This is a genomic window from Yoonia sp. (genome assembly GCF_042093035.1).
Classification (GTDB): Bacteria; Pseudomonadota; Alphaproteobacteria; order Rhodobacterales; family Rhodobacteraceae; genus Yoonia.
The window spans coordinates 25243-45451 of record NZ_JBELFI010000009.1; the positions used below are offsets into that span (position 1 = coordinate 25243).

Annotated in this window: 22 protein-coding genes; 14 read left to right on the forward strand and 8 right to left on the reverse strand. The window is 56.8% G+C overall.

Annotated elements, in window-relative coordinates:
• The first annotated feature begins 2 nt into the window (after positions 1 to 2).
• Entirely contained in the window at positions 3 to 575 is a 573-nt protein-coding gene (locus tag ACFDSS_RS02755; RefSeq protein WP_375254230.1) for a DUF3833 family protein, read from the forward strand.
• A 1-nt stretch (position 576) separates the two neighbouring features.
• Positions 577 to 1314 carry an SDR family NAD(P)-dependent oxidoreductase gene (locus ACFDSS_RS02760; RefSeq protein ID WP_375254231.1) on the forward strand — a complete coding sequence of 246 codons (738 nt, stop codon included), beginning with the start codon at positions 577 to 579 and terminating at the stop codon, positions 1312 to 1314.
• A 6-nt stretch (positions 1315 to 1320) separates the two neighbouring features.
• Here ACFDSS_RS02760 and ACFDSS_RS02765 read toward each other — a convergent pair whose 3' ends face one another.
• On the reverse strand, positions 1321 to 2133 hold the full coding sequence (locus ACFDSS_RS02765; protein ID WP_375254232.1) for a DODA-type extradiol aromatic ring-opening family dioxygenase: 813 nt from the start codon (positions 2131 to 2133) through the stop codon (positions 1321 to 1323).
• A gap of 133 nt (positions 2134 to 2266) precedes the next feature.
• Here ACFDSS_RS02765 and ACFDSS_RS02770 point away from each other — a divergent pair, with 133 nt between their 5' ends.
• From ACFDSS_RS02770 to ACFDSS_RS02780, 3 genes are all read left to right on the forward strand, one after another.
• A complete protein-coding gene (locus ACFDSS_RS02770; RefSeq protein WP_375254233.1) occupies positions 2267 to 3139 on the forward strand; it encodes a LysR substrate-binding domain-containing protein in 873 nt (290 codons plus the stop codon).
• A 50-nt stretch (positions 3140 to 3189) separates the two neighbouring features.
• Complete coding sequence (locus ACFDSS_RS02775) at positions 3190 to 3366, forward strand: hypothetical protein (RefSeq protein ID WP_375254234.1); 177 nt, start codon at positions 3190 to 3192, stop codon at positions 3364 to 3366.
• Positions 3367 to 3440: 74 nt separating this feature from the next.
• Positions 3441 to 3767: a DUF3775 domain-containing protein gene (locus ACFDSS_RS02780; RefSeq protein ID WP_375254235.1), complete on the forward strand. Its 327-nt coding sequence runs from the start codon at positions 3441 to 3443 to the stop codon at positions 3765 to 3767.
• Between the two features lie 18 nt (positions 3768 to 3785).
• On the opposite strand, the gene ACFDSS_RS02785 is transcribed toward ACFDSS_RS02780, so the two are convergent.
• Genes ACFDSS_RS02785 through ACFDSS_RS02800 form a run of 4 tightly spaced genes read right to left on the reverse strand, consistent with a single transcriptional unit; the run spans position 3786 to position 7000 of the window.
• A complete protein-coding gene (locus ACFDSS_RS02785; protein WP_375254236.1) occupies positions 3786 to 4694 on the reverse strand; it encodes a glutathione S-transferase family protein in 909 nt (302 codons plus the stop codon).
• Positions 4694 to 5743: a saccharopine dehydrogenase gene (locus ACFDSS_RS02790; protein ID WP_375254237.1), complete on the reverse strand. Its 1050-nt coding sequence runs from the start codon at positions 5741 to 5743 to the stop codon at positions 4694 to 4696. The genes ACFDSS_RS02785 and ACFDSS_RS02790 overlap by 1 nt, the downstream gene beginning before the upstream one ends.
• Positions 5743 to 6345 carry a glutathione S-transferase family protein gene (locus tag ACFDSS_RS02795; protein ID WP_375254238.1) on the reverse strand — a complete coding sequence of 201 codons (603 nt, stop codon included), beginning with the start codon at positions 6343 to 6345 and terminating at the stop codon, positions 5743 to 5745. The genes ACFDSS_RS02790 and ACFDSS_RS02795 overlap by 1 nt, the downstream gene beginning before the upstream one ends.
• Before the next feature lie 10 nt (positions 6346 to 6355).
• Complete coding sequence (locus ACFDSS_RS02800; RefSeq protein WP_375254239.1) at positions 6356 to 7000, reverse strand: histidine phosphatase family protein; 645 nt, start codon at positions 6998 to 7000, stop codon at positions 6356 to 6358.
• A 159-nt stretch (positions 7001 to 7159) separates the two neighbouring features.
• Here ACFDSS_RS02800 and recQ point away from each other — a divergent pair, with 159 nt between their 5' ends.
• On the forward strand, positions 7160 to 9196 hold the full coding sequence (gene recQ / locus ACFDSS_RS02805) for a DNA helicase RecQ (RefSeq protein WP_375254253.1): 2037 nt from the start codon (positions 7160 to 7162) through the stop codon (positions 9194 to 9196).
• On the opposite strand, the gene ACFDSS_RS02810 is transcribed toward recQ, so the two are convergent.
• On the reverse strand, positions 9193 to 10410 hold the full coding sequence (locus ACFDSS_RS02810; RefSeq protein ID WP_375254240.1) for an MFS transporter: 1218 nt from the start codon (positions 10408 to 10410) through the stop codon (positions 9193 to 9195). The two genes, recQ and ACFDSS_RS02810, sit on opposite strands and share 4 nt — an antisense overlap.
• 167 nt (positions 10411 to 10577) lie before the next feature.
• Between ACFDSS_RS02810 and truB the strand changes: the two genes are divergently transcribed.
• The 4 genes from truB (at position 10578) to rpsO (ending at position 13332) form a co-directional block, all read left to right on the forward strand.
• Positions 10578 to 11483, forward strand: a complete 906-nt coding sequence (gene truB / locus ACFDSS_RS02815) for a tRNA pseudouridine(55) synthase TruB (protein ID WP_375254241.1) — start codon at positions 10578 to 10580, stop codon at positions 11481 to 11483.
• Positions 11484 to 11993, forward strand: a complete 510-nt coding sequence (locus ACFDSS_RS02820; RefSeq protein ID WP_375254242.1) for a DUF1643 domain-containing protein — start codon at positions 11484 to 11486, stop codon at positions 11991 to 11993.
• A 94-nt stretch (positions 11994 to 12087) separates the two neighbouring features.
• Entirely contained in the window at positions 12088 to 12924 is an 837-nt protein-coding gene (locus ACFDSS_RS02825; protein WP_375254243.1) for a calcium-binding protein, read from the forward strand.
• A gap of 138 nt (positions 12925 to 13062) precedes the next feature.
• Positions 13063 to 13332, forward strand: a complete 270-nt coding sequence (rpsO, locus tag ACFDSS_RS02830; protein WP_375254244.1) for a 30S ribosomal protein S15 — start codon at positions 13063 to 13065, stop codon at positions 13330 to 13332.
• 191 nt (positions 13333 to 13523) lie between these two features.
• Here the strand turns inward: rpsO and ACFDSS_RS02835 are convergent, their stop codons facing one another.
• The gene (locus ACFDSS_RS02835) at positions 13524 to 13715 is read right to left on the reverse strand and encodes a hypothetical protein (protein ID WP_375254245.1); all 192 of its coding nucleotides are present in this window, start codon (positions 13713 to 13715) and stop codon (positions 13524 to 13526) included.
• An 89-nt stretch (positions 13716 to 13804) separates the two neighbouring features.
• On the opposite strand from ACFDSS_RS02835, the gene ACFDSS_RS02840 reads away from it, so the two are divergent.
• From ACFDSS_RS02840 to ACFDSS_RS02850, 3 genes are all read left to right on the forward strand, one after another.
• Complete coding sequence (locus tag ACFDSS_RS02840; RefSeq protein WP_375254246.1) at positions 13805 to 14671, forward strand: LysR family transcriptional regulator; 867 nt, start codon at positions 13805 to 13807, stop codon at positions 14669 to 14671.
• A gap of 194 nt (positions 14672 to 14865) precedes the next feature.
• Positions 14866 to 16998: a polyribonucleotide nucleotidyltransferase gene (gene pnp, locus ACFDSS_RS02845; protein WP_375254247.1), complete on the forward strand. Its 2133-nt coding sequence runs from the start codon at positions 14866 to 14868 to the stop codon at positions 16996 to 16998.
• A gap of 117 nt (positions 16999 to 17115) precedes the next feature.
• Positions 17116 to 18201 carry an SMP-30/gluconolactonase/LRE family protein gene (locus ACFDSS_RS02850; protein ID WP_375254248.1) on the forward strand — a complete coding sequence of 362 codons (1086 nt, stop codon included), beginning with the start codon at positions 17116 to 17118 and terminating at the stop codon, positions 18199 to 18201.
• Positions 18202 to 18256: 55 nt separating this feature from the next.
• Here ACFDSS_RS02850 and ACFDSS_RS02855 read toward each other — a convergent pair whose 3' ends face one another.
• On the reverse strand, positions 18257 to 18910 hold the full coding sequence (locus ACFDSS_RS02855; protein ID WP_375254249.1) for a peroxiredoxin: 654 nt from the start codon (positions 18908 to 18910) through the stop codon (positions 18257 to 18259).
• 129 nt (positions 18911 to 19039) lie between these two features.
• On the opposite strand from ACFDSS_RS02855, the gene ACFDSS_RS02860 reads away from it, so the two are divergent.
• A partial coding sequence (locus ACFDSS_RS02860; RefSeq protein WP_375254250.1) for an aldehyde dehydrogenase family protein occupies positions 19040 to 20209 on the forward strand: 1170 nt, incomplete at its 3' end.

Consider the following 20209-nt stretch of genomic DNA (forward strand, 5'->3'; position numbering starts at 1 on the left):
CGATGTCGTTTGTGACCTACATTCTAATCGGCGCCGCGCTGATGCTGGCCGCGCTTTCGCTGAAATCGCGCTACCTGTCGTTCTGGGCGCAGAAGACTGCGCATTATGCGCATGGTCCTATCTTTGACATCCGCGAAAGGTTCAACGGACCGATCGTGTGCGAAGGCGTTATTTACGGGCCAACCGGCAGGGTGACCTCCCGCTTCGTGGCAGATTTTGAGGCGTCCTGGAACGGCAACATCGGCACCATGCGGGAAGTCTTTCATTATGACAGCGGTCAGATGCAGCGCCGTGAATGGACATTGACGCTTGGCAACGACGGCAGGATCAAGGCAGAAGCACCGGACCTTGTCGGGGCAGGATCAGGCCAGCAACAGGGGTCAGCGGTGCTATTGAACTACCGCATCAAACTGACCGAGGAAGCTGGCGGACATGCGCTTGATGTCACCGACTGGATGTATCTGATGGCCAATGGGTCAATCATGAACCGTAGCCAGTTCCGCAAATTCGGCATCAAAGTTGCCGAACTGGTCGCAACGATGCGTCCCAAAAACCAAGCCTACGCAGGAGAATGACGTGAAAGACTGGCATGGGAAACGGTACTGGCTTGTCGGTGCCAGTGAAGGCTTGGGCCGTGAAGTTGCGTTCAGCCTGTCGCGCGCGGGCGCGGAAGTGATCGTCTCTGCCAGATCCCAAGAGCGTCTGAAAGAGCTGGTCGCCGAACTCCCCGGCAAAGCGTCATACGTTACCGTTGACGTGACGGACCGGGCGGGCGTCGAAGCGGCAGCCAAGGACATCGGCGACATCGACGGTGTGGTCTATCTTGCCGGTGTATATTGGCCAATGTCGGTCCATGAATGGGACAGCGAAAAAGCCGAGCTGATGGGTGAAGTGAACTTCCTTGGCGCCACCCGCGTGGTGGGCTCTGTCATCAAGGGGATGCTTGCCAAGAACGCGGGCCACATTGTCATCGTCGGTTCGCTCTCTGGTTTTCGCGGGATGGCAGGGGCATTCGCTTACTGTTCTGGCAAAGCCGGCATGATGTCGATGGCGGAATCCATTCAGGCCGACCTGCACAAGACCCCGATCAATGTGCAACTAATTAATCCGGGCTACATCAAGACCCGTTTGACCGACATGAACGATTTTGCCATGCCATTCCTGATGGCGCCGGAAGATGCCGCGAAGGAAGTGTTTGAGCATATGAACACGACCCGGTTCAAAAAGAGCTTCCCGTTCCTTTTTTCGCTCTTGTTCCGCGCGACCCAGTTCATGCCAGACTGGTTGTTTTACCGAATTTTCGGCGCGAGATAGGGCAGATCAGACCGCTCCAAACCGAAACCCCGAAGCAGCAATATTCCCCATCATATCGGGCTCATGATAGACCGTTTCCGCCAACGCATCTTCGGCGGCTCCCAAGGCCACAAAAAGCGGCACGAGGTGATCCTCTTCGGGGTGGCAAATGCGGGCGCTGGGCGCATCTTCCCAGGCCATGAGCTGGGTCGTTCTTTCGTGTGACGGCATTTGCATCACCGCGTTCAACCACGCATCAAATTCGACTGAAGGCGCCGCGGCTTCCGGTCCCAGCCGACCAAGGTTGTGATAGCTTAACCCGGACCCGATAATCATCACGCCCTCTTCGCGCAGCGCAGACAGGGCACGCCCCAGCGCAAAGTGCTCTGCGGGATCATATGAGCTCAGGATCGACACCTGAAAAAGCGGGATATCGGCGTTGGGATACATCACCGACATGGGGACGAAGACGCCATGGTCATATCCTTGCTGCGTGTTGAGTTTGGCATCAAAACCCGCATTCAGCAGCAGCTCCAGCGTCCGCTGCGCAAAATCAGGTGCGCCTTTCGCGGGGTAGACCACTTCGTATGTCTCTTTGGGGAAATTGTGGTAGTCGTAGATCATCGGTGGCTGCTGCGTCGCCATGACCTCGACCTGCGCGCCCTCCCAATGACCAGACACCATCAGGATGGCTTTTGGCGGTGCATCCCACGTAGCCACCATGTCTTTGAGTGATGTTTCCAGTTTGGCGAATGTTTCACGCATTTTCGGCACCCATGGCCATGGGCCACCACCGTGCGAAATGAAATATGTTGGCAGAGCTTTGGTGTTTGCTGTCATGGGTCTGTTCCTTCAATCTGGCCCACCGGGGGGGGTCATCTGAAAAGGAATTTAGAACATTGAGGCTCTATACATAATACAGGAATATTTGTTATTACTTTCCTGATTTTTGTATAATAAGGGTTTCATCGCCATGATTCTGGAAGGCATTGATGTTTTCACTGAGGTCGTTGACGCCAAGAGCTTTTCGACGGCGGCACGGCGTTTGGGAATGCCCACTTCCACCGTCAGCGCAAAAATCGCGCGGCTGGAGGAACGGCTGGGCACCACCTTGATCCAACGCACAACCCGACAACTGCATGTCACCCCAAGCGGCGAGGCATATTATCAACGGTGTATCCGTGCGGTGAATGAAATGGCAGCGGCCGAAAGGGAACTGGCCGATGCCTCTCAGGCACCCACGGGCCTTTTGAAAATAAGCGTGCCGGGGGATATTGCGCAATTCAAACTGGTGCCTGTGGTCGAAGCCTTTTTGGCAAGATACCCAAAGACGTCAGTCGATTTGAATATAACGAACACGCGAGTGGACCTGATTGCCGAAGGGATTGACCTCGCGATTCGCGTCGGGGCCTTGGAAGATTCAACGCTGGTTGTGCGTCGGTTTAGTGAGGCACGTCTCGGGCTTTGGGCGTCTCAGGACTATTTGGACAAGCACGGCACGCCACAAACGCCACGGGATTTGTTGACACATTCCACGGTGCAAATGACACAGGCGCGTGATCTGATGCAGCTCTCCGACAATCACGGAAACGATATTTCATTGATGCGCAGCAATTGCATCATGTGCGATGACATTCAAACCGTGCGGACTTTCGTGGAAACGGGCGCTGGGATCGGATTTCTTCCTGACTTTGCGGGCGCGTACACTCTCCGCCCGCTTGTTCAGATCCTGCCGGACGTCACTGGCCCACCCGCCCCGCTCAGTTTCGTTTACCCATCGCAACGCTATGTCCCGCAAAACGTCCGTGCCTTCATTGACCTCGCAAAGTCGATTGAGACCAGCTGACATTGCCGCACCATATTGCGACACTGCCCGCACTAGGGTAGCGTTCAATTATGAAACATGTCCCCAAAGAAACCACTGATGATGCGCTTATTCAGGAATTCCTGAACAAAGGCGGCAAGGTGAGCGTTGGCAAAACCAAACCTCCCGCGGCTGAGCTGGGTTTGAGCAACAATCAATGGAACAACAAGCTGACCAAAGAAGAGAAAGCCGCGCGTGACAAAACCTAGCTCACGCGACCTTTGCGCCAGATCAAGGTGTCTGGGGCGGGATCTTCTATGTTGAAACTCAAGGAGGACGCGCAATGCTACCAATATCAGCAGACAAGATCGCGGAGGTCATCATTCTGGCCCGCGAGCTTAACCGCGCAGAGAATGAATTCGACGGTTTCGTCAATCAACTGACCGATGACGAAAAAACCGGCCTTGTGGCCGTGTTTTGGGTCGGACGGGGCAGCTTTGAACCAGAGGACTTTGCCGAAGCCGTTGCAACAGCGGCGCGCGAAGCAACGACGCCGACGGCCGAATACCTCAAAGGCTCGCCGCATCTATCTGACCATCTCGAAGCAGGCATGGAGGCTCTCGGCCTCGATCCATCCGATGCAGAAGACGACCTTTATCGGCCCGCCTAAGGCGGATCGCAATCCAGCTTACGCCCAATCAACCTCTGGCCCGATCGGGACAATGCCCAGCGGATTGCGTTTTTCGCTCGCGCTGAAATAGCCGCGTTTGTAGATATCAAAACGCACGGTCTGGGCAACGCCGTGCATATGATAAATGCGCTTCGCGTATGGCCACAGATATGCGTAATCCGACAGCTTCCTGAGATTGCAGCGAAACGCATAGTGATAAGCCACATCAAACCGCGCGAGCGTGGGGAACAGGCGCAGATCAGCTTCGGTGAAGTGATCCCCGCATAAAAAGGCGTTCTCAGCCAAATGCGCATCAATCTTGTCGAGCGTGGCAAAGACCTGATGTGCCGCTTTCTCATACGCTTCCTGGGCAGAGGCAAAGCCGGCCCGATAGACGCCATTGTTCACGGTGTCATAAATCAGCGTGTTCCAGGCATCAATCTGACCCGATAGCGCATCAGGATAAAGCGCGCCGTCGCCAAACACCGCGCCAAGCATACGCACGATATCAGCGGATTCGTTGCTGACCATACGCTTTTCCACCTTGTCCCACAGCACAGGTACGGTCAGCCGTCCGGTGTATCGCATCGGGTCAGCACTGTAGACTTCATGCACTGCACGCGCGCCGAGCACGGCATCGGAAAATTCGCCTTGCGCGTCATAGACCCAGCCCTGATCGTCGCGGTTCGGGCGGGCATAGGAGACAGTAATATCATCCAAACGCAAAATAGCGCGGGTCAGCAATGCACGGTGCGCCCACGGACAATTCCACGCAACGAAAAGATGATAGCGGCCCTGCTCTGCGGGGAAATGGCCCGCGCCAATCCAGTTTCGCACTGTGCTGCGACTGCGCTCCCATGCGCCCGAAGGCAGCGTTTTGGTCACGTCATCGCCTACGTGATAAACGCCATCGACCATATACCCCATCAACCAACCGCCCGATCAAACCAGCCCCGCGCGCGCGCCCAGACACCGCGATCAATCGCGTCCAATGTCAACAGATGCGGTAGCAATTGCTCCGCGAAGTCTTCGCTGCTTTCGGCAGGCAGCATCGAGGGCAGATTGTCGATCGCGGTCACATCCAGCACGGGCTGCTTATGGACCCGCAACGCAGGTTCTTGCCAGGTGGTTGTTCTGTCATAGACCTTGATCGGTGAGAAATCGCTATCGGGATCACAGGCGATATCACCGATCACAGACAATACCCGCGGCGCTACTTTCGCGCCGCTTGGGACAAACACAGGTGTTCCGGGCCTGGCCAGGATACAATTTAGAAAAATCTCGTGTTCCAATACCTGTGGGAACGGCTCGCCCGATGCCGTTTCAGCTACATCCCATTTCGTCGTAGCCACGCCCATGGCATGACATAAGTCCGCCGCACCGGTTCCAACGCGGCCAAGTGCCCCGATGATAAGAGCAGTCGGGCGCGCGGTGCCACAGGCGACCAAATCTTGTTGCAACTCCATCAACAGATGATTGGCGCTGGGATAGGCTTTCACAGCCTCCGCTTGCCCTCCGTTTTGTTGTGCCAACCAGCACATCAACGCCACAGCGGCACCTGCGTAGCCTGCCCAATACCCAAACGCAGCGACCCGGCGTCCATCTTCACCGGTCAGATATTCAAGATCGAACAAACTGCCCCCACCCGCCTTGAAGCGCTCAAGCAGCACCTGCCCTGCTGGCTGCCCCTTGTAGGCGTGCCCGAACATGATGTGGCGATGTCGCAAAGGCGTGCCATCCTCCGGCAATTCCTTGAGACCGAAGATGATCGCATCGTCAGGGGCATCAACCCATGAAAACGCGGGCGCGATGGCACAGCCCGCAACGCGGTAGTCATCAATGGGCAAGACACGCTGGCGACTTTCTTCAACCGTCACCTGATAACCGGAGGCCAGCAACCGCGCGGCACCTTTGGGTGTCAGACCCACCCGTTCTTCATGCGCGCGGCTTTCGGAACGCACCCAGATATGTGTCACTACAACATGCCCTTTTCAAACACGGCCTGCACCGACGGGCGCGTGTTCATCTGATGTTGGAACGCAGCCAATCGGGGGTAGTGCATGATGTCCACGCCATCACCGGCAAGCCATGACAGCACGACATAAAGATAGGCATCCGAAAGCACCTCCATCTGCCCGGTCGGGTACGGCAGACTGGGCAGGTAATCCTCAAGATAAGCGCAGCATTCGGCCATCCGTTTCGGCATCTTCTGCCTCATATCAGCGAAGGAGCTTTGCAGATCCGCCCAGCGCTCACCTCTGAGGCCATGGGCATGATGAGGATGCATCGTGCCGTTCAGATAAGAAATCAGCTCGCGCATTTTGGCGGCTGCAAATGGGTCATCGGGGACAAGATCAGGGAACAGATATTCAACAATTGCGGGGGTTTCCGTCAGAATGCCGTCAGGTGTCTCCACCGCAGGTACGCGCGATTTAGGGTTAATCTCCCGGTAGGTATCAGTCGTCTGCTCACCACTGGCGAAATCCACCCGGTGCAAGGTACAGGCGGTGCCTGTTTCTTCGATAAGGATCGCAACAACGACAGATATCGTGCGCGGGGCGTAGTGCAATTTCAACATCAGGGTTCCTCTAGTAATGGGTCTTGGCATGTGCCCGATCTGCCAGATCAAGATGCGGGATTGCGTTGAAACTGGCAAGGATAGGCCCCTGCGGGATGACATGCACACGGTGGACCGAGCTGTTCAAAATCGGCAAAAGCACATGCGCCATGCGGGTTGGATCAAGATCCAGCAAATGCCGGATAATCATCCCGATGACCCCGCCGGAAGTCACACAAAGCACGCGCACGCCCGGCGTTGCGGCCTCTTGCAGCACAGATGTCACGCGGTCCTCGAAGGAGGCGAAGGTCTCCACACCCTTGATCTCGGCGCGGTGCCAGGCCTCCATCACCTGCGGCACATGGGCCGCAAACTCTTCGGGGCCGGGAAAGGGCACACCGTGCACGTCCTGAAGCGACTGGCCAAGGTTGAAATAATCCATTTCGTTCAGGCGTGGATCGATCAACGGATCATCGTAGCCGATCCCTGCCGCGGTCTCACGGTGACGGCGCAGACTGCCTGACATGACCTTGTCAAAAGGCGCTTCGCGGTCGCGCAGATAATCGCCCAGCCAACGGGCCTGCTGGTGGCCCAAGTCCGAGAGCCGATCATAGCTTTCCTCATCCGTCGCACTGGAATTTGCCTGCCCGTGCCGGACTAAAACAATCTCGCCCATGTCGGCCCTCCTTCATGACAGAGGTAGGCAGGTGCGGCAGGCTTGGCAACGTCAAACGGTATTTTGTCGCGGTCCGCCGGACATCACTTGTTAACAATGACATGGCATGGGATGAATGCTGCAAAAGAGCAGCCAAAAACAAAGATCAGGGTCTTTTACGTGTCCACCGCCACGCTTCTTAGCGACGTTTTCGGCTTTGATGCCTTCCGTCCCGGCCAGCAGGAGATTGTCGAGGCTGTCGTGGATGGCCAGGACACGCTTGCAATCATGCCGACCGGCGGCGGCAAGTCCTTGTGCTTCCAGTTGCCCGCCTTGGAACGCGAAGGCGTAACTGTCGTGATCTCGCCGTTGATTGCGTTGATGCGCGATCAGGTCCGGGGCCTGCGCGAGGCAGGCGTTGAGGCGGGCGCGCTGACCTCTGGCAACACCCCCGAAGAAACCGACGCTGTCTGGGAGGCGTTGGAAGCGGGTTCACTCAAGCTGCTCTACATGGCACCTGAACGGCTCGCGTCCGGTGGAACAATCAACATGCTGCGCCGCATTGGCGTTTCCCTGATCGCGGTGGATGAAGCCCATTGCGTCAGCCAATGGGGGCATGATTTCCGGCCTGACTACTTGCGGATAGGCGAGCTGAAACGCACCCTGAATGTGCCGCTAGCGGCTTTTACGGCCACGGCTGATGCAGAAACCCGCGAAGAAATTGTCGAAAAGCTGTTTGGCGGGGTGCAGCCTGCCACTTTCCTACGCGGCTTTGATCGCCCCAATATCCACCTCGCATTTGCGGTCAAAGACGGGCCACGCAACCAAATCCTTAGCTTTGCCGCTGCCCGCAAAGGCCAATCAGGTATCGTCTATTGCGGCACGCGCGCAAAGACGGAAACGCTTGCCAAGGCACTATGCGAAACCGGACACAGCGCCTGCCATTATCACGGCGGGATGGAGGCCGAAGACCGCCGCATCGTCGAGAGACGCTTCCAGCAGGAGGACGGTTTGATCGTCTGCGCGACGGTTGCGTTCGGCATGGGGATCGACAAACCAGACATCCGCTGGGTCGCCCACGCGGACCTGCCCAAATCAATTGAAGCCTACTATCAGGAAATTGGCCGTGCAGGGCGCGATGGTGCCCCCGCTGAGACGCTGACGCTTTTTGGTCCTGATGACATCCACTACCGCCGCCAGCAAATCGATGAAGGGTTGGCCCCGCCCGAACGCCGTGCAGCCGATCACGGGCGGCTCAATGCGCTTCTGGGTCTGGCAGAGGCGCTGCTGTGTCGTCGTCAGAACCTTCTGGAATATTTCGGTGAAAACCCTGACCCCTGCGGCCATTGTGACCTCTGCGATAAACCGGCAGAGGTGTTTGACGGCACCACAGCGGTGCGTATGGCCCTTTCCGCCGCTTTGCGGACAGAAGAATGGTTCGGGTCGGGGCATCTCATTGATATTTTACTCGGCAATGCGACCGATAAAATCCAGCAGCGCGGGCATGACAGTTTGCCCACATATGGCGTCGGCAAGGACTATGACAAACGCCAGTGGCAGGCGATTTTCCGGCAAATGATGGGGCATGACCTGCTGCGCCCTGATCGAGAGCGGCACGGCGCATTGCGGATGACCGAACATGCCCGCCCGATCCTGCGCGGTGAAGCCAAGATTGAACTGCGCCGTGATACGATCAAGGCAGCACGCGGATCAGGACCGAAAGTGCGCATGCTGGTCAGCGATGAAGATGCGCCGCTTATGTCAGCGCTCAAGGCCAAGCGGCGCTTCCTCGCGGAACAGGCGAACGTCCCCGCCTACATCATTTTCAACGACCGAACCCTGATCGAAATGGCCGAGACACGGCCCATGACGCTGGATGAGATGGCGCATATCGGCGGCGTTGGTGCCAAGAAGTTGGAAAACTACGGTCGCGCTTTTCTTGAAGTGATCTCGGGGGCTGTTGAAGACGTCCATCCAATGCGTCGCAAGCTGGCCGGACGCGACGAAGGCGCAGTTTATGACCGCCTGATGGAAGTCCAAGCGGGTCTAAACCGCGGGCCACATGGGGCCGACAAACCGATGAGCTGCTCTGCCTCGACGCTTGCCAAAGTCGCGCAGTTGCGCAGTGCCGACATGGATAACCTGACGCGGCTGATTGGCGACAAATACGCAGAGCGGTTCGGTGAGGCATTCCTCGAAGTGCTGGAAGGCGGCTAGTCCAGTCGTAATTTGCAAATCGCATATATCAGCAACGCCACGCAGCTCACTGCTGCGATCAGGATCGGGGTGCGAATGGCAAGTTCGCGACCCAGATCATCTTCGAGCAATGTGACGATCAGGCCGCCGCCCAGCGCGCCCAATGGCATCGAACCCCATCCAAAGAACCGATAGATACTATTGACCCGCCCCAGCAAGTCTTGGGGGATGCGCCGCTGCCGCCAAGAAACGGTGATCACATTCCAGAGCATCGCGCCCGCCATCATAACAAACAAACCGGCCCCCATCACGGCCCCATGCGACGATAGACCCATCGCGCTATATCCAATAGCCCACGCAACCATCGACGCATAAAGCGACAATTGAATCCCCAAAATCCTGGTAATTCTTGGGGCCAATAGACTACCTGTGATGGCCCCGACAGCACCTGCCGATAGCACCAGACCATATGTTGCGGCTGACAGGCCCAGCACGTCCTGAGCCAACAAGACCTGCACGGTCATCACGGCCATGCCCAAGAAGTTAACAACGCCAAGCACAATGGCCAGCCGTAACAAAAGCGCGTCACCGCGCATGAAGCGGATGCCTTCAAGCAGCGCGTCGCGAAATCCCGTCTCTCGCTTGATATGAGGCGGCAATGTGATCAACCAAACCAAACCGGCGCCAAGCACCAGAAATGCTGCATGCAAACCGAAAGGCACCGCAATGCCTGCCGCGATCAGAACGCCCGCCAAAGGCGGGCCGATGAATTGGCCGGTCAGCTGCTCAGTGCTCCATAATTGACCATTCGCGGCTTCCAGATCTTCGGGATCAACGATGGACGGCAAGATCGTTTGCGCTGCATTGTCGCGCAATACCTCTGCCGCGCCCAACAAGAATGCGAGGCCCGCCAAAACCCAGATTGCACCCTGCACCTGATCGTTGAGCGCCAACATCATGATCGCGATCACGATGCCTGCGCGCAGCAGATCAGCGCGCACAATCAATATTCGTCTATCAGTGCGGTCAATCAGCACGCCTGCGGGTATAGCAAACAATAACCATGGCAAGCGTCCGGCGGCGGCAACCATGCCGATAAGAAAAGCATTGTTGGTCATCAGCGTCGCCAGCCACGGCAAGGCGAGAACGATAAACCCATCGCCAAGGTTCGTCAGCGCACCCGCGCCAAAGAGGTAACGGTAATTCCGATTGCGAACGAGAAGGGCTGTTGCCATATCAGGGTCCTCTCCCTTAGTCCGTCAGTATCTGAGAAGCTGTAAGATAGGTCAAGCACAGTTGGATTGGGTGTCCGTTCCTGCAACCTATCAAAAAACGCGGCGGCTTGATTGACCGTCCGACGTGTTCACACTAGCAAGCGCTCATTCAATCAAAGGATGGCCAAATGGGACGCAAACGCAAAGGGCGTGATATTTCGGGTTGGCTGGTGGTGGACAAACCAGCCGGCATCACCTCGACCGCGGTTGTCAACAAAGTGCGATGGGCGCTGGACGCGAAGAAGGCCGGCCATGCCGGAACGCTGGACCCCGAAGCAACAGGCGTGCTGGCAATCGCCTTGGGTGAAGCGACCAAGACCGTACCTTACATCACTGACGCGCTCAAAGCCTACACATTCACCATCCGCTTGGGCCAAGCCACCAACACCGATGACGCTGAAGGGGAGGTCATCGCCTCGTCTGATCTGCGACCTGGTGATGAAGCGATCAAAGCGGCTTTGGGTGCCTTCGTCGGTGATATCATGCAAGTCCCGCCGCAATTCTCTGCGGTGAAGGTTGACGGCGAACGGGCCTATAAGAAGGCGCGCGACGGCGAAGAAATGGCGCTTGCGGCAAGGCCACTTTGGGTCGAGGAATTGGTTCTCGTTGATCGCCCGGATCAGGATCATGTCGTATTGGAAATGACCTGCGGCAAAGGCGGCTACGTCCGATCAATTGCGCGTGATTTGGGTGAGTCATTGGGCTGCAACGCCCATGTGCAGTCACTCCGCCGGATCTGGTCAGGCCCCTTTCAGGCCTCCGAAGGCGTGAGCCTTGAGGAGGTGGATGCAAAAGCCAAGACGACTGATCTCGACGCGTATCTCCAGCCGCTCGAAATCGGCCTGTGCGACTTGCCCGAAGTGCGTTGCCTTGCGGAAAGCGTCGCAAAAGTGCGCAACGGCAATCCGGCGTCGGTCATCGCCTCCGACGTGGACTATGGCGAAGAAGTTTGGGCCTCATATGAGGGCAAAGCCATTGCCGTGGGCACGTATCGCGGTGGGGAAATCCAGCCCACACGGGTCTTTGTGGCCTAATTGATTACGCGGACGCATATCAAAGACGACGCGCCTTCGACCGCTGTCTACTCTGATTGTGAACGCTACCGTTATGCGCTGACCCGTACATGGGAGCCGCATGGCACACGCGTGTTATTTGTCATGCTGAACCCATCCAAGGCGACTGAGGTGCAAAATGACCCCACCGTTGAACGCTGCGAACGGCGCGCCCGTGCGCTGGGATTTGGGGCGTTTCAGGTCACCAATATCTTTGCTTGGCGCGACACAGACCCATTCCAAATGCGCAAGGCACCTGACCCGATCGGGCCGGAAAATGACGCGACAATTCTGGCAGGCGCGGCATGGGCCGATCAGATTATCGCAGCGTGGGGAACGCATGGCGCGCATCTGGACCGTGGTCCGCAAATGGCAGCGATCTTGCACGCAACGCAAAAACCGATCTTCACGCTGGGGTTAAGCAAACATGGCCACCCGAAACACCCGCTCTATATCAGCTATAACCAGCAACCGATACTCTGGCAGCGTTAACCAAACCTTCAGTTTTCGCGCCCGATTGCGGGGGCCCTATGCTAGGTCATCAGCCCAACGGGTCGGGGGCGGCCAACGGTGACAGGATTGAAAGATGCTCACAGTCTTGGGATTGATGGGGATGGCGGTGACGGCATTCTTTTTCGTGGATACAGGTGACGAAGAGGCAGAGGATGCTGCCGAAACGCCGGACATGGACCCCGGCGTTGACATCATTCCGATTGAACAACTGACAAACCCCAGCGACGACGATACCGTCATCTTCTCCGGCGACGCTGATGACACTGTACTGACAGGGGGCGGTGATGACTATCTTGCGGGCGAAGACGGCGATGATCGGCTGATCGGAGGGGCTGGGGACGACACGCTCGAAGGGGGGCGCGGGGCGGATACGCTTGAAGGGGAAGATGGCAATGACAGTCTGAACGGTCATATCGGGGACGATATGCTGGATGGCGGTTCCGGGGATGACAATCTGAACGGTGGCGGCGGTGATGACGTATTGCTGGGTGGCGACGGCAACGATGCGCTGCTTGGCTCACTTGGAAATGACAGGTTGGTCGGCGGTTCCGGGGCGGACACATTGCACGGCGGGCAAGGCGATGATGTGCTCTATGATCGTGGCGATAGCGATAAGGATTTCCTCAACGGCGGTGCGGGTGACGATCGGTTGATGGGCGACGCGGGCGACAATCTGAATGGCGGCACCGGCGCGGATACATTTGTGCTCCTCATGAGCGGCGGTTCCGTGGTGGAGGACTTCGACGCCACCGAGGACCGGATCGAGATTGCCTATGAAGGCGACGCGCCGATCCTGACAACGCAACAGACTGAAACGGGGCTGACGCTTTATGCCGATGGGCAGGTCGTGGCGACATTCGACGGGCTGGACGTGCTGGATCTGGATCAAATCACCCTGACGGCGGTCTGACAAAAAGGCTTTTCTTTTTGCCCTATCTCCCCTAAACGCAGCCATCCGCGCAGGGAATCCCCTTGCCGGACCCTCCACGGGCCTTTCTGGACGACATCCCGGATTGTGCCATTCACCCTTATTTCAAAGGAGACCCCGATGTCGATTACTGCTGAAGACAAAACACGGATCATGAAGGAATTTGCGACCAAAGAGGGCGACACTGGTTCCCCTGAGGTGCAAATCGCGATCCTGTCAAGCCGCATCGCGACACTGACAGAGCACTTCAAGACCCACAAAAAAGACAACCACGGCCGCCGTGGTCTTTTGAAAATGGTCGCACTGCGTCGTAAGCTTTTGGACTACACCAAAGGCAAGGACGAAACCCGCTACCAAGACCTGATCAAGCGTCTGGGCCTGCGCCGCTAAACGCGACCCCAACCAAAGATTTCGGAAACGCCCGCCTTTTCAGGTGGGCGTTTTTCGTTTGGGTGGGTGTTATTGGATGGCTGACTGTATTGCCGATACATGTGCAATAGCTGGCTTGCTATTTTGAAAATCCATCGTCTAAGCACAAGGGAACTGCGCTCTCATCTGGTTGGGAAACAGGCTCTTTCATTTCAAAAATCTTTTGGGAACAGACCCATCAATGCCTGTGTGCCGTACTCTCCACAGCCTTCAGACGAAATGAGGCGTGTGATATACTCCCGACGCATATCGTCATCTGGATCAACGGCGATCGGCTCAACAGGCTTTGTGGCCCGACGTGGCCATGAAAAGGAAAAGAAGCGAACTGATGGCAATGCGGTCATTTTGAAATCTCCGTTTGGCTTGATGTGATGACATTAAGCCGCGCCAATTTTTACTGGTATCCGTTCTGTCGCTGTGTTGTTCTGCAAAAATGCAGAGCCGATTCAAAGACTGGGGTGACGCCCGTGTTTTCCTTGCTGTGGCGCGTGAAGGGTCCACTTTGGCGGCGGCGCGTGTGCTTGGCATTAACCAGACAACAGTGTCGCGCAGGATCGATGTGCTGGAACATGTGCTAGGCGTCGCGCTGTTTGAGAAAACGACCCGCGGGGCCAGGACGACTGAGGCTGGCAAAGCCTTGTTAACCGCAGCAGAAGCGTTAGAGGCAGCAGCACTGACTTTTGAAGCCCTCGCGATTGAGCAAAGCCTACGGGACGCCCCACCAATCCGTCTGACCGCTTTTGACAATGCAATGGCGGGCAGCCTTGGTAAGATCATCGCAGCATTCAGCGAAGAAAATCCCGACATCAGCTTCGAATTCATCGCGTCCGAACGGATCTTGGACCTCTGCAAAGGGGAGGCGGACGTCGCTTTGCGGCTATCACCAGCCATCGCAGACGAACGATTGATCGTAACGCGTTTGGGTGACCATGCCTGGACTTACTACGCATCCAAAGCCTATGCGGCGAAAAACGGGGTGCCGAAGGCATATGTCGATGACCTTGCTCCGCATAAAGTGGCTTTGCTTGCCCATATTTCTTCAAAACGAAGGGGCGTTATGCGATGCGCAACGGCCGATGACCTGCGCATGGCCATTGCGGCCGGACAGGCCATTGGGCCATTACCGACGTTTGAAGGGGATAAAAACCCAAATTTGGTACGATGCTTTCCTCCGCCATATGGGTCTACCTTGAACGCATTTCTGGTGACGTCACCTGACGCGCATAAGCGCCCTATGGTGCGAAAATTCACCGCTTTTGCTGCGCCAATCCTGCGTCGCTATTTCAAAAACTTTGGATAGAAAAATAGGCTGTTGCATTGTGGCACCGCCGCGATGTTTGCACCCCTTCCCAAACGCACCAATCTGCGATAAGTCCCCCAAATCTTGAGAGACCGGCGCCCGCATTCCAGCGCCTTTCAAAGAAGATACCGGAATGAGGGGGAATACGCCCCCTACGTAGGAAAGGCCGATCCTCGGCCAACTAGGAAAACATAATGTTTAATGAAGTGAAGAAATCAATTCAGTGGGGCGAAGATAAGCTGACACTGGAAACGGGCAAGGTTGCCCGCCAAGCAGACGGTTCTGTCATTGCAACGCTCGGTGAAACCAGCGTCATGGCAAACGTCACATATGCACGCAAGCAAAAGCCCGGTCAGGACTTTTTCCCGCTGACCGTCCACTACCAGGAAAAATACTATGCCGCCGGTAAAGTACCGGGTGGCTTTTTCAAGCGCGAAGCACGTCCCACTGAAAAAGAGACGCTGACAGCACGCTTGATCGACCGTCCTATTCGCCCGCTGTTCGTCCCCGGCTTCAAGAACGAAGTGCTGGTGATGTGCACCGTGTTGAGCCACGACATGGTCAACGACCCCGACATGGTTGCGATGATCGCCGCCTCTGCTGCGCTGACAATCTCTGGCGCGCCGTTCATGGGCCCAATTGCCGCTTGTCGCGTTGGTTTTGTTGACGGTGAATACATCCTCAACCCGGAAATCGACGACATGCACAACCTGCGCCTGAACGCAGAGCAGCGTCTGGACCTTGTTGTTGCCGGCACAAAAGACGCCGTGATGATGGTTGAATCCGAAGCCTACGAGCTGACAGAAGACGAAATGCTGGGTGCGGTCACTTTCGCACATGAGCAGATCCAACCGGTGATCGACCTCATCATCGATCTGGCCGAAGAAACAGCCAAAGAGCCGTTTGACTTCCAGCCTGTCGATTACTCTGATCTGTCCGCAGCTGTGAAAGCCGTTGGCGAAGACAAAATGCGTGCTGCATACGCGATCACCGACAAGCAGGAACGCACAGCCGCTGTTTCCGCCGCCAAGCAGGACATCATCGATGCCCTGACCGAAGAGCAGCAGGAAGACGGCAACCTTGGTTCCGCACTCAAAAAGCTGGAATCCAGCGTTCTGCGTGGCGATGTTGTCAAGAACGGCAAGCGTATCGATGGCCGTGCCCTCGATACCATCCGTCCGATCGTTTCCGAAACTGGCATCCTGCCGCGTACCCACGGTTCCGCGCTGTTTACGCGTGGTGAAACCCAAGGTCTGGTTGTCACGACACTGGGCACCGGCGACGACGAACAGATGATCGACGCGCTGACCGGCATGTATAAATCCAACTTCATGCTGCATTATAACTTCCCGCCCTATTCGGTCGGTGAAGTTGGTCGTGTGATGGGGCCTGGCCGTCGTGAGATTGGTCACGGTAAGCTGGCATGGCGTGCGCTTCAGGCGGTTCTGCCTGCGGCAACCGACTTCCCATACACCATCCGTCTGGTGTCTGAGATCACTGAATCCAATGGCTCGTCCTCCATGGCATCTGTCTGTGGTGGCTCCTTGTCGATGATGGACGCAGGTGTGCCGCTGAAAGCGCCAGTTGCTGGTGTGGCCATGGGTCTGGTGATGGAAGACGACGGCGATTATGCCATTCTGTCTGACATCCTTGGTGATGAAGATCACCTTGGCGACATGGACTTCAAAGTCGCTGGCACCGAAAACGGCATCACATCGTTGCAGATGGACATCAAGATCGCAGGCATCACGCCAGAGATCATGTCAAAAGCGCTCGCTCAGGCGAAAGCTGGCCGTCTGCACATCCTTGGTGAGATGAGCAAAGCCCTGACCGGTGCACAGGAATTCTCTGTGCACGCACCGAAGATCGAAACGATGCAGATCCCAACCGACAAGATCCGTGAAGTCATCGGTTCTGGCGGCAAGGTTATCCGCGAAATCGTTGAAACATCCGGCGCAAAGGTCGACATCAACGATGATGGCGTCATCAAGCTGGCGTCGAACGACGCCGAGGCGATCAAGCGCGCCTATGACATGATCCATTCCATCGTGGCAGAACCGGAAGAAGGCGTGATCTACAAAGGTACGGTCGTAAAGGTCGTGGACTTTGGTGCATTCGTGAACTTCTTTGGCAAGCGCGATGGTCTGGTCCACGTGTCCCAGATCGAAAACCGCCGTTTGAACCACCCGTCCGATGTCCTCAAAGAGGGTCAGGAAGTCTGGGTGAAGCTGCTGGGCTTTGATGATCGCGGCAAGGTCCGTTTGGCGATGAAGATGGTCGATCAAGAAACCGGCCAAGAGATCGCGAAAGAAGACGCCGCAGAATAAGCGCGCGTATAATATCTGACAGTTCAGGCCCCGGTGGAAACGCCGGGGCCTTTTCGTTTTCCTTGTGGTCGCAGGAGCGGCAGGCGTAGGCTGGCCGCAAGCGATTATGAGATATCCATGAAAACAGCCATCAAACGCGGCCTCTTGAGCCTCGTAATCACATGTGCCGCCTATTTGCTTTTGTGGCCGGTCCCGGTTGCACCGGTGGCATGGCAAGCCCCATCCAGCGAAGGCTACACCGGCGATTTCAGCGTCAACCAACGGCTGTCGGACCTGCAAACCTTCGATATTCTTGGGCGGGCTGGCCCCGAAGACGCAACTATCGGCACCGATGGCAGTCTGTATTTCACGACTGGCGAAGGCGATGTCTTGCGCCGCGCCCGCACAGGCGAAATGACGGTTTTTGCATCCAACCTTGGCCGCGCGCTGGGCATTACCACAGCGCCGGACGGCACTATTTGGGTTGCAGATGCATACCGCGGTTTGACGCGGTTAGGGTCTGATGGCCCCGAACTGATGTTGACGCAAACCGATGACGGCGTGCCTATCCGTTATGCCAACAGTCTGGATTTTGCCCCGGATGGTGCAATCTGGCTCACTGATGCCTCAACCAAATTCGGGGCTGAGGCCTCCGGCGGCACGCTTGAAGCGTCCTATTTGGAAATTCTGGAACATGGGCGCACCGGCAGAATCATAAGGTTTGACCCCACCACTGGCACCGCCACGACCGCCCTTTCAGGGATAAGTTTTGCCAACGGTCTGGCAATGGGGCCAACCGGCCAATGGCTATTTTTCGTCGAAACCGGCAGCTATGCGCTGCGGCGGTTATGGATAGACGGGCCGCGCACGGGCGACGTCGAAGACGTGCTGACGAACTTACCGGGCTTTCCCGATAATCTCAAACGCGACCCAAACGGCGGGTACTTGCTGGGGCTGGTGTCGAAACGCGCGGCAGCAGCAGATATGGCAGCACCTTATCCGATCTTGCGAAAGATCCTGCAGCGACTGCCATCCGCTCTGCGCCCAAAGGCCGTCAGCTATGGCTTTATTCTGCATCTTGATGAAAACGGGCAAATAACCCGAACGTGGCAGGATCCGGCGGTAGGCTATCCACTTACAACTGGGGCCGTCAGAGACCCTGACGGATCGCTTTGGGTGACATCGCTGAGCGCGGATGTGCTTGCCCGTTTGCCAGACCCATGAAACGCAGAAAGCCCCGTCATTTCTGACGGGGCCTGTAGTGGAATGATATAGCCAATCAGTCTTTTAGCTTCGTCATACGCAGGTAAGGCAAGACCGTTGTGAATTCGCCGAACTTCTCTTTCGCGGCTTCATCGCTCACGGCGACCGGAATGACGACATCATCACCTATATTCCAGTTCGCGGGTGTCGCTACGCCGCGCCCGGCGGCGGTTTGCAAACCATCCAGCGCGCGCAGTACTTCGGCAAAATTCCGGCCAACATTCATCGGATAGGTCATCGACAATTTCATTTGTTTGTCAGGCCCAATGATAAAGACCGAACGGACGGTCTGACTATCGGCAGGTGTACGCCCGTCAGGCATATAGGCATCCGCTGGCAACATATCAAAGGCCTTCGACAGCTCAAGCCCATCGTCAGCAACAATCGGGAAGCCCGCAGGCGCGCCGCCAACGGTCTCAATATCCCCTTTCCATTTCTTGTGCTCCTCAACTCCGTCAACGCTGACACCCATGACCTTCGTGCCGCGCTTGGCCCACTCATCAGCAAGCTGCGCGACAGCGCCGAATTCCGTTGTGCAAACCGGGGTGAAATCCTTCGGATGGGAAAACAAAATTGCCCAACCATCGCCAACCCAGTCATGCAGCGAAATGGGGCCTTGGTCGGTTTCAACTGTCAGATCTGGAATCGTATCATTAATGCGCAATGCCATTGTTTTGGTCCTTTCTCTGGTTACATCAGGATACACATAAGCTTCGTCGCAGCCATTCACCACCATGGCTTGCGTTTGACCATGCGCGGTGACAAAAGTTCCGACGGAATATGCTCAGGAGAGACGCACATGATCGAGAACCGGAACTTCTACATCAATGGGGACTGGGTGCCGCCGGTTGCGGCCAATGATTATCAGGTCATTGACCCGTCAACCGAGGACCCCTGCGCGGTGATCTCTCTGGGTCAAAAGGCTGACACGGATGCAGCCGTTGCTGCCGCCAAAGCCGCCTTCCCGTCATGGGCGGGAACCGATCCCGCCGTGCGGGCGCAATACGTGAAGGCGATCCTCGCCCAATATGAAGCCCGCATTGAGGAATTGGCAGCAGCGATCAGCATCGAAATGGGCGCGCCCATCGATTATGCCCGCAACAGTCAGGCGGACTGTCTGCCCTGGCATCTGAAGAACTCCTTGAAGGCATTCAAGGAGATCGAATGGAGCCGTCCCCTGCGTGCAGAGACACCCAATGACCGGATCGTGCTTGAACCGATCGGCGTTGTCGGCCTGATTACGCCGTGGAACTGGCCGATGAACCAGGTAACGCTCAAGGTGATACCGGCACTGCTCGCAGGATGCACAATGGTCCTGAAACCATCCGAAGAATCGCCGCTGTCGTCGCTTCTTTTCGCGGAATTCGTACATGACGCAGGCGTGCCCGCGGGCGTCTTCAATCTGGTCAACGGCGACGGCGCTGGCGTTGGCAGCCAGCTTTCCAGTCACGAAGACGTGGCCATGATTAGCTTTACGGGCTCCACCCGGGCCGGCAAGGCGATCTCGGTCGCCGCAGCAGAGACGCTCAAACGGGTCACCCTGGAATTGGGCGGCAAAGGCGCAAATGTCATCTTTGCCGACGCAGATGAACGCGCTGTCAGACGCGGCGTGAAACACTGCATGGCCAACACCGGTCAATCGTGCAACGCACCCACGCGGATGCTGGTGGAACGATCAATCTACGACGAAACCGTCGAAGCCGCGGCAGAACTCGCAAATGGGACCGTCGTCGGCCCTGCATCCGAACCCGGCCGCCATATCGGGCCGGTCGTCAACAAAACGCAATGGACCAAAATCCAGAACATGATTGAGGTCGGAATCAACGAAGGCGCGCGCCTTGTCGCAGGTGGGCCGGGCCTGCCCGAAGGCATGAACCGTGGCTACTTCGTGCGCCCGACCGTTTTTGCCGATGTCTCAAACGACATGCGCATCGCACAAGAGGAGATTTTCGGCCCCGTACTGGTGATC

Coding starts and splice junctions, on each gene's coding strand:
- ACFDSS_RS02755 (WP_375254230.1), top strand. CDS start 3: ATGTCGTTTGTGACCTACATTCTAATCGGCGCCGCGCTGATGCTGGCC.
- ACFDSS_RS02765 (WP_375254232.1), bottom strand. CDS start 2,133: ATGACAGCAAACACCAAAGCTCTGCCAACATATTTCATTTCGCACGGT.
- ACFDSS_RS02770 (WP_375254233.1), top strand. CDS start 2,267: ATGATTCTGGAAGGCATTGATGTTTTCACTGAGGTCGTTGACGCCAAG.
- ACFDSS_RS02775 (WP_375254234.1), top strand. CDS start 3,190: ATGAAACATGTCCCCAAAGAAACCACTGATGATGCGCTTATTCAGGAA.
- ACFDSS_RS02780 (WP_375254235.1), top strand. CDS start 3,441: ATGCTACCAATATCAGCAGACAAGATCGCGGAGGTCATCATTCTGGCC.
- ACFDSS_RS02785 (WP_375254236.1), bottom strand. CDS start 4,694: ATGGGGTATATGGTCGATGGCGTTTATCACGTAGGCGATGACGTGACC.
- ACFDSS_RS02795 (WP_375254238.1), bottom strand. CDS start 6,345: ATGTTGAAATTGCACTACGCCCCGCGCACGATATCTGTCGTTGTTGCG.
- ACFDSS_RS02800 (WP_375254239.1), bottom strand. CDS start 7,000: ATGGGCGAGATTGTTTTAGTCCGGCACGGGCAGGCAAATTCCAGTGCG.
- ACFDSS_RS02810 (WP_375254240.1), bottom strand. CDS start 10,410: ATGGCAACAGCCCTTCTCGTTCGCAATCGGAATTACCGTTACCTCTTT.
- truB (WP_375254241.1), top strand. CDS start 10,578: ATGGGACGCAAACGCAAAGGGCGTGATATTTCGGGTTGGCTGGTGGTG.
- ACFDSS_RS02825 (WP_375254243.1), top strand. CDS start 12,088: ATGCTCACAGTCTTGGGATTGATGGGGATGGCGGTGACGGCATTCTTT.
- rpsO (WP_375254244.1), top strand. CDS start 13,063: ATGTCGATTACTGCTGAAGACAAAACACGGATCATGAAGGAATTTGCG.
- ACFDSS_RS02835 (WP_375254245.1), bottom strand. CDS start 13,715: ATGACCGCATTGCCATCAGTTCGCTTCTTTTCCTTTTCATGGCCACGT.
- ACFDSS_RS02840 (WP_375254246.1), top strand. CDS start 13,805: ATGCAGAGCCGATTCAAAGACTGGGGTGACGCCCGTGTTTTCCTTGCT.
- pnp (WP_375254247.1), top strand. CDS start 14,866: ATGTTTAATGAAGTGAAGAAATCAATTCAGTGGGGCGAAGATAAGCTG.
- ACFDSS_RS02850 (WP_375254248.1), top strand. CDS start 17,116: ATGAAAACAGCCATCAAACGCGGCCTCTTGAGCCTCGTAATCACATGT.
- ACFDSS_RS02855 (WP_375254249.1), bottom strand. CDS start 18,910: ATGGCATTGCGCATTAATGATACGATTCCAGATCTGACAGTTGAAACC.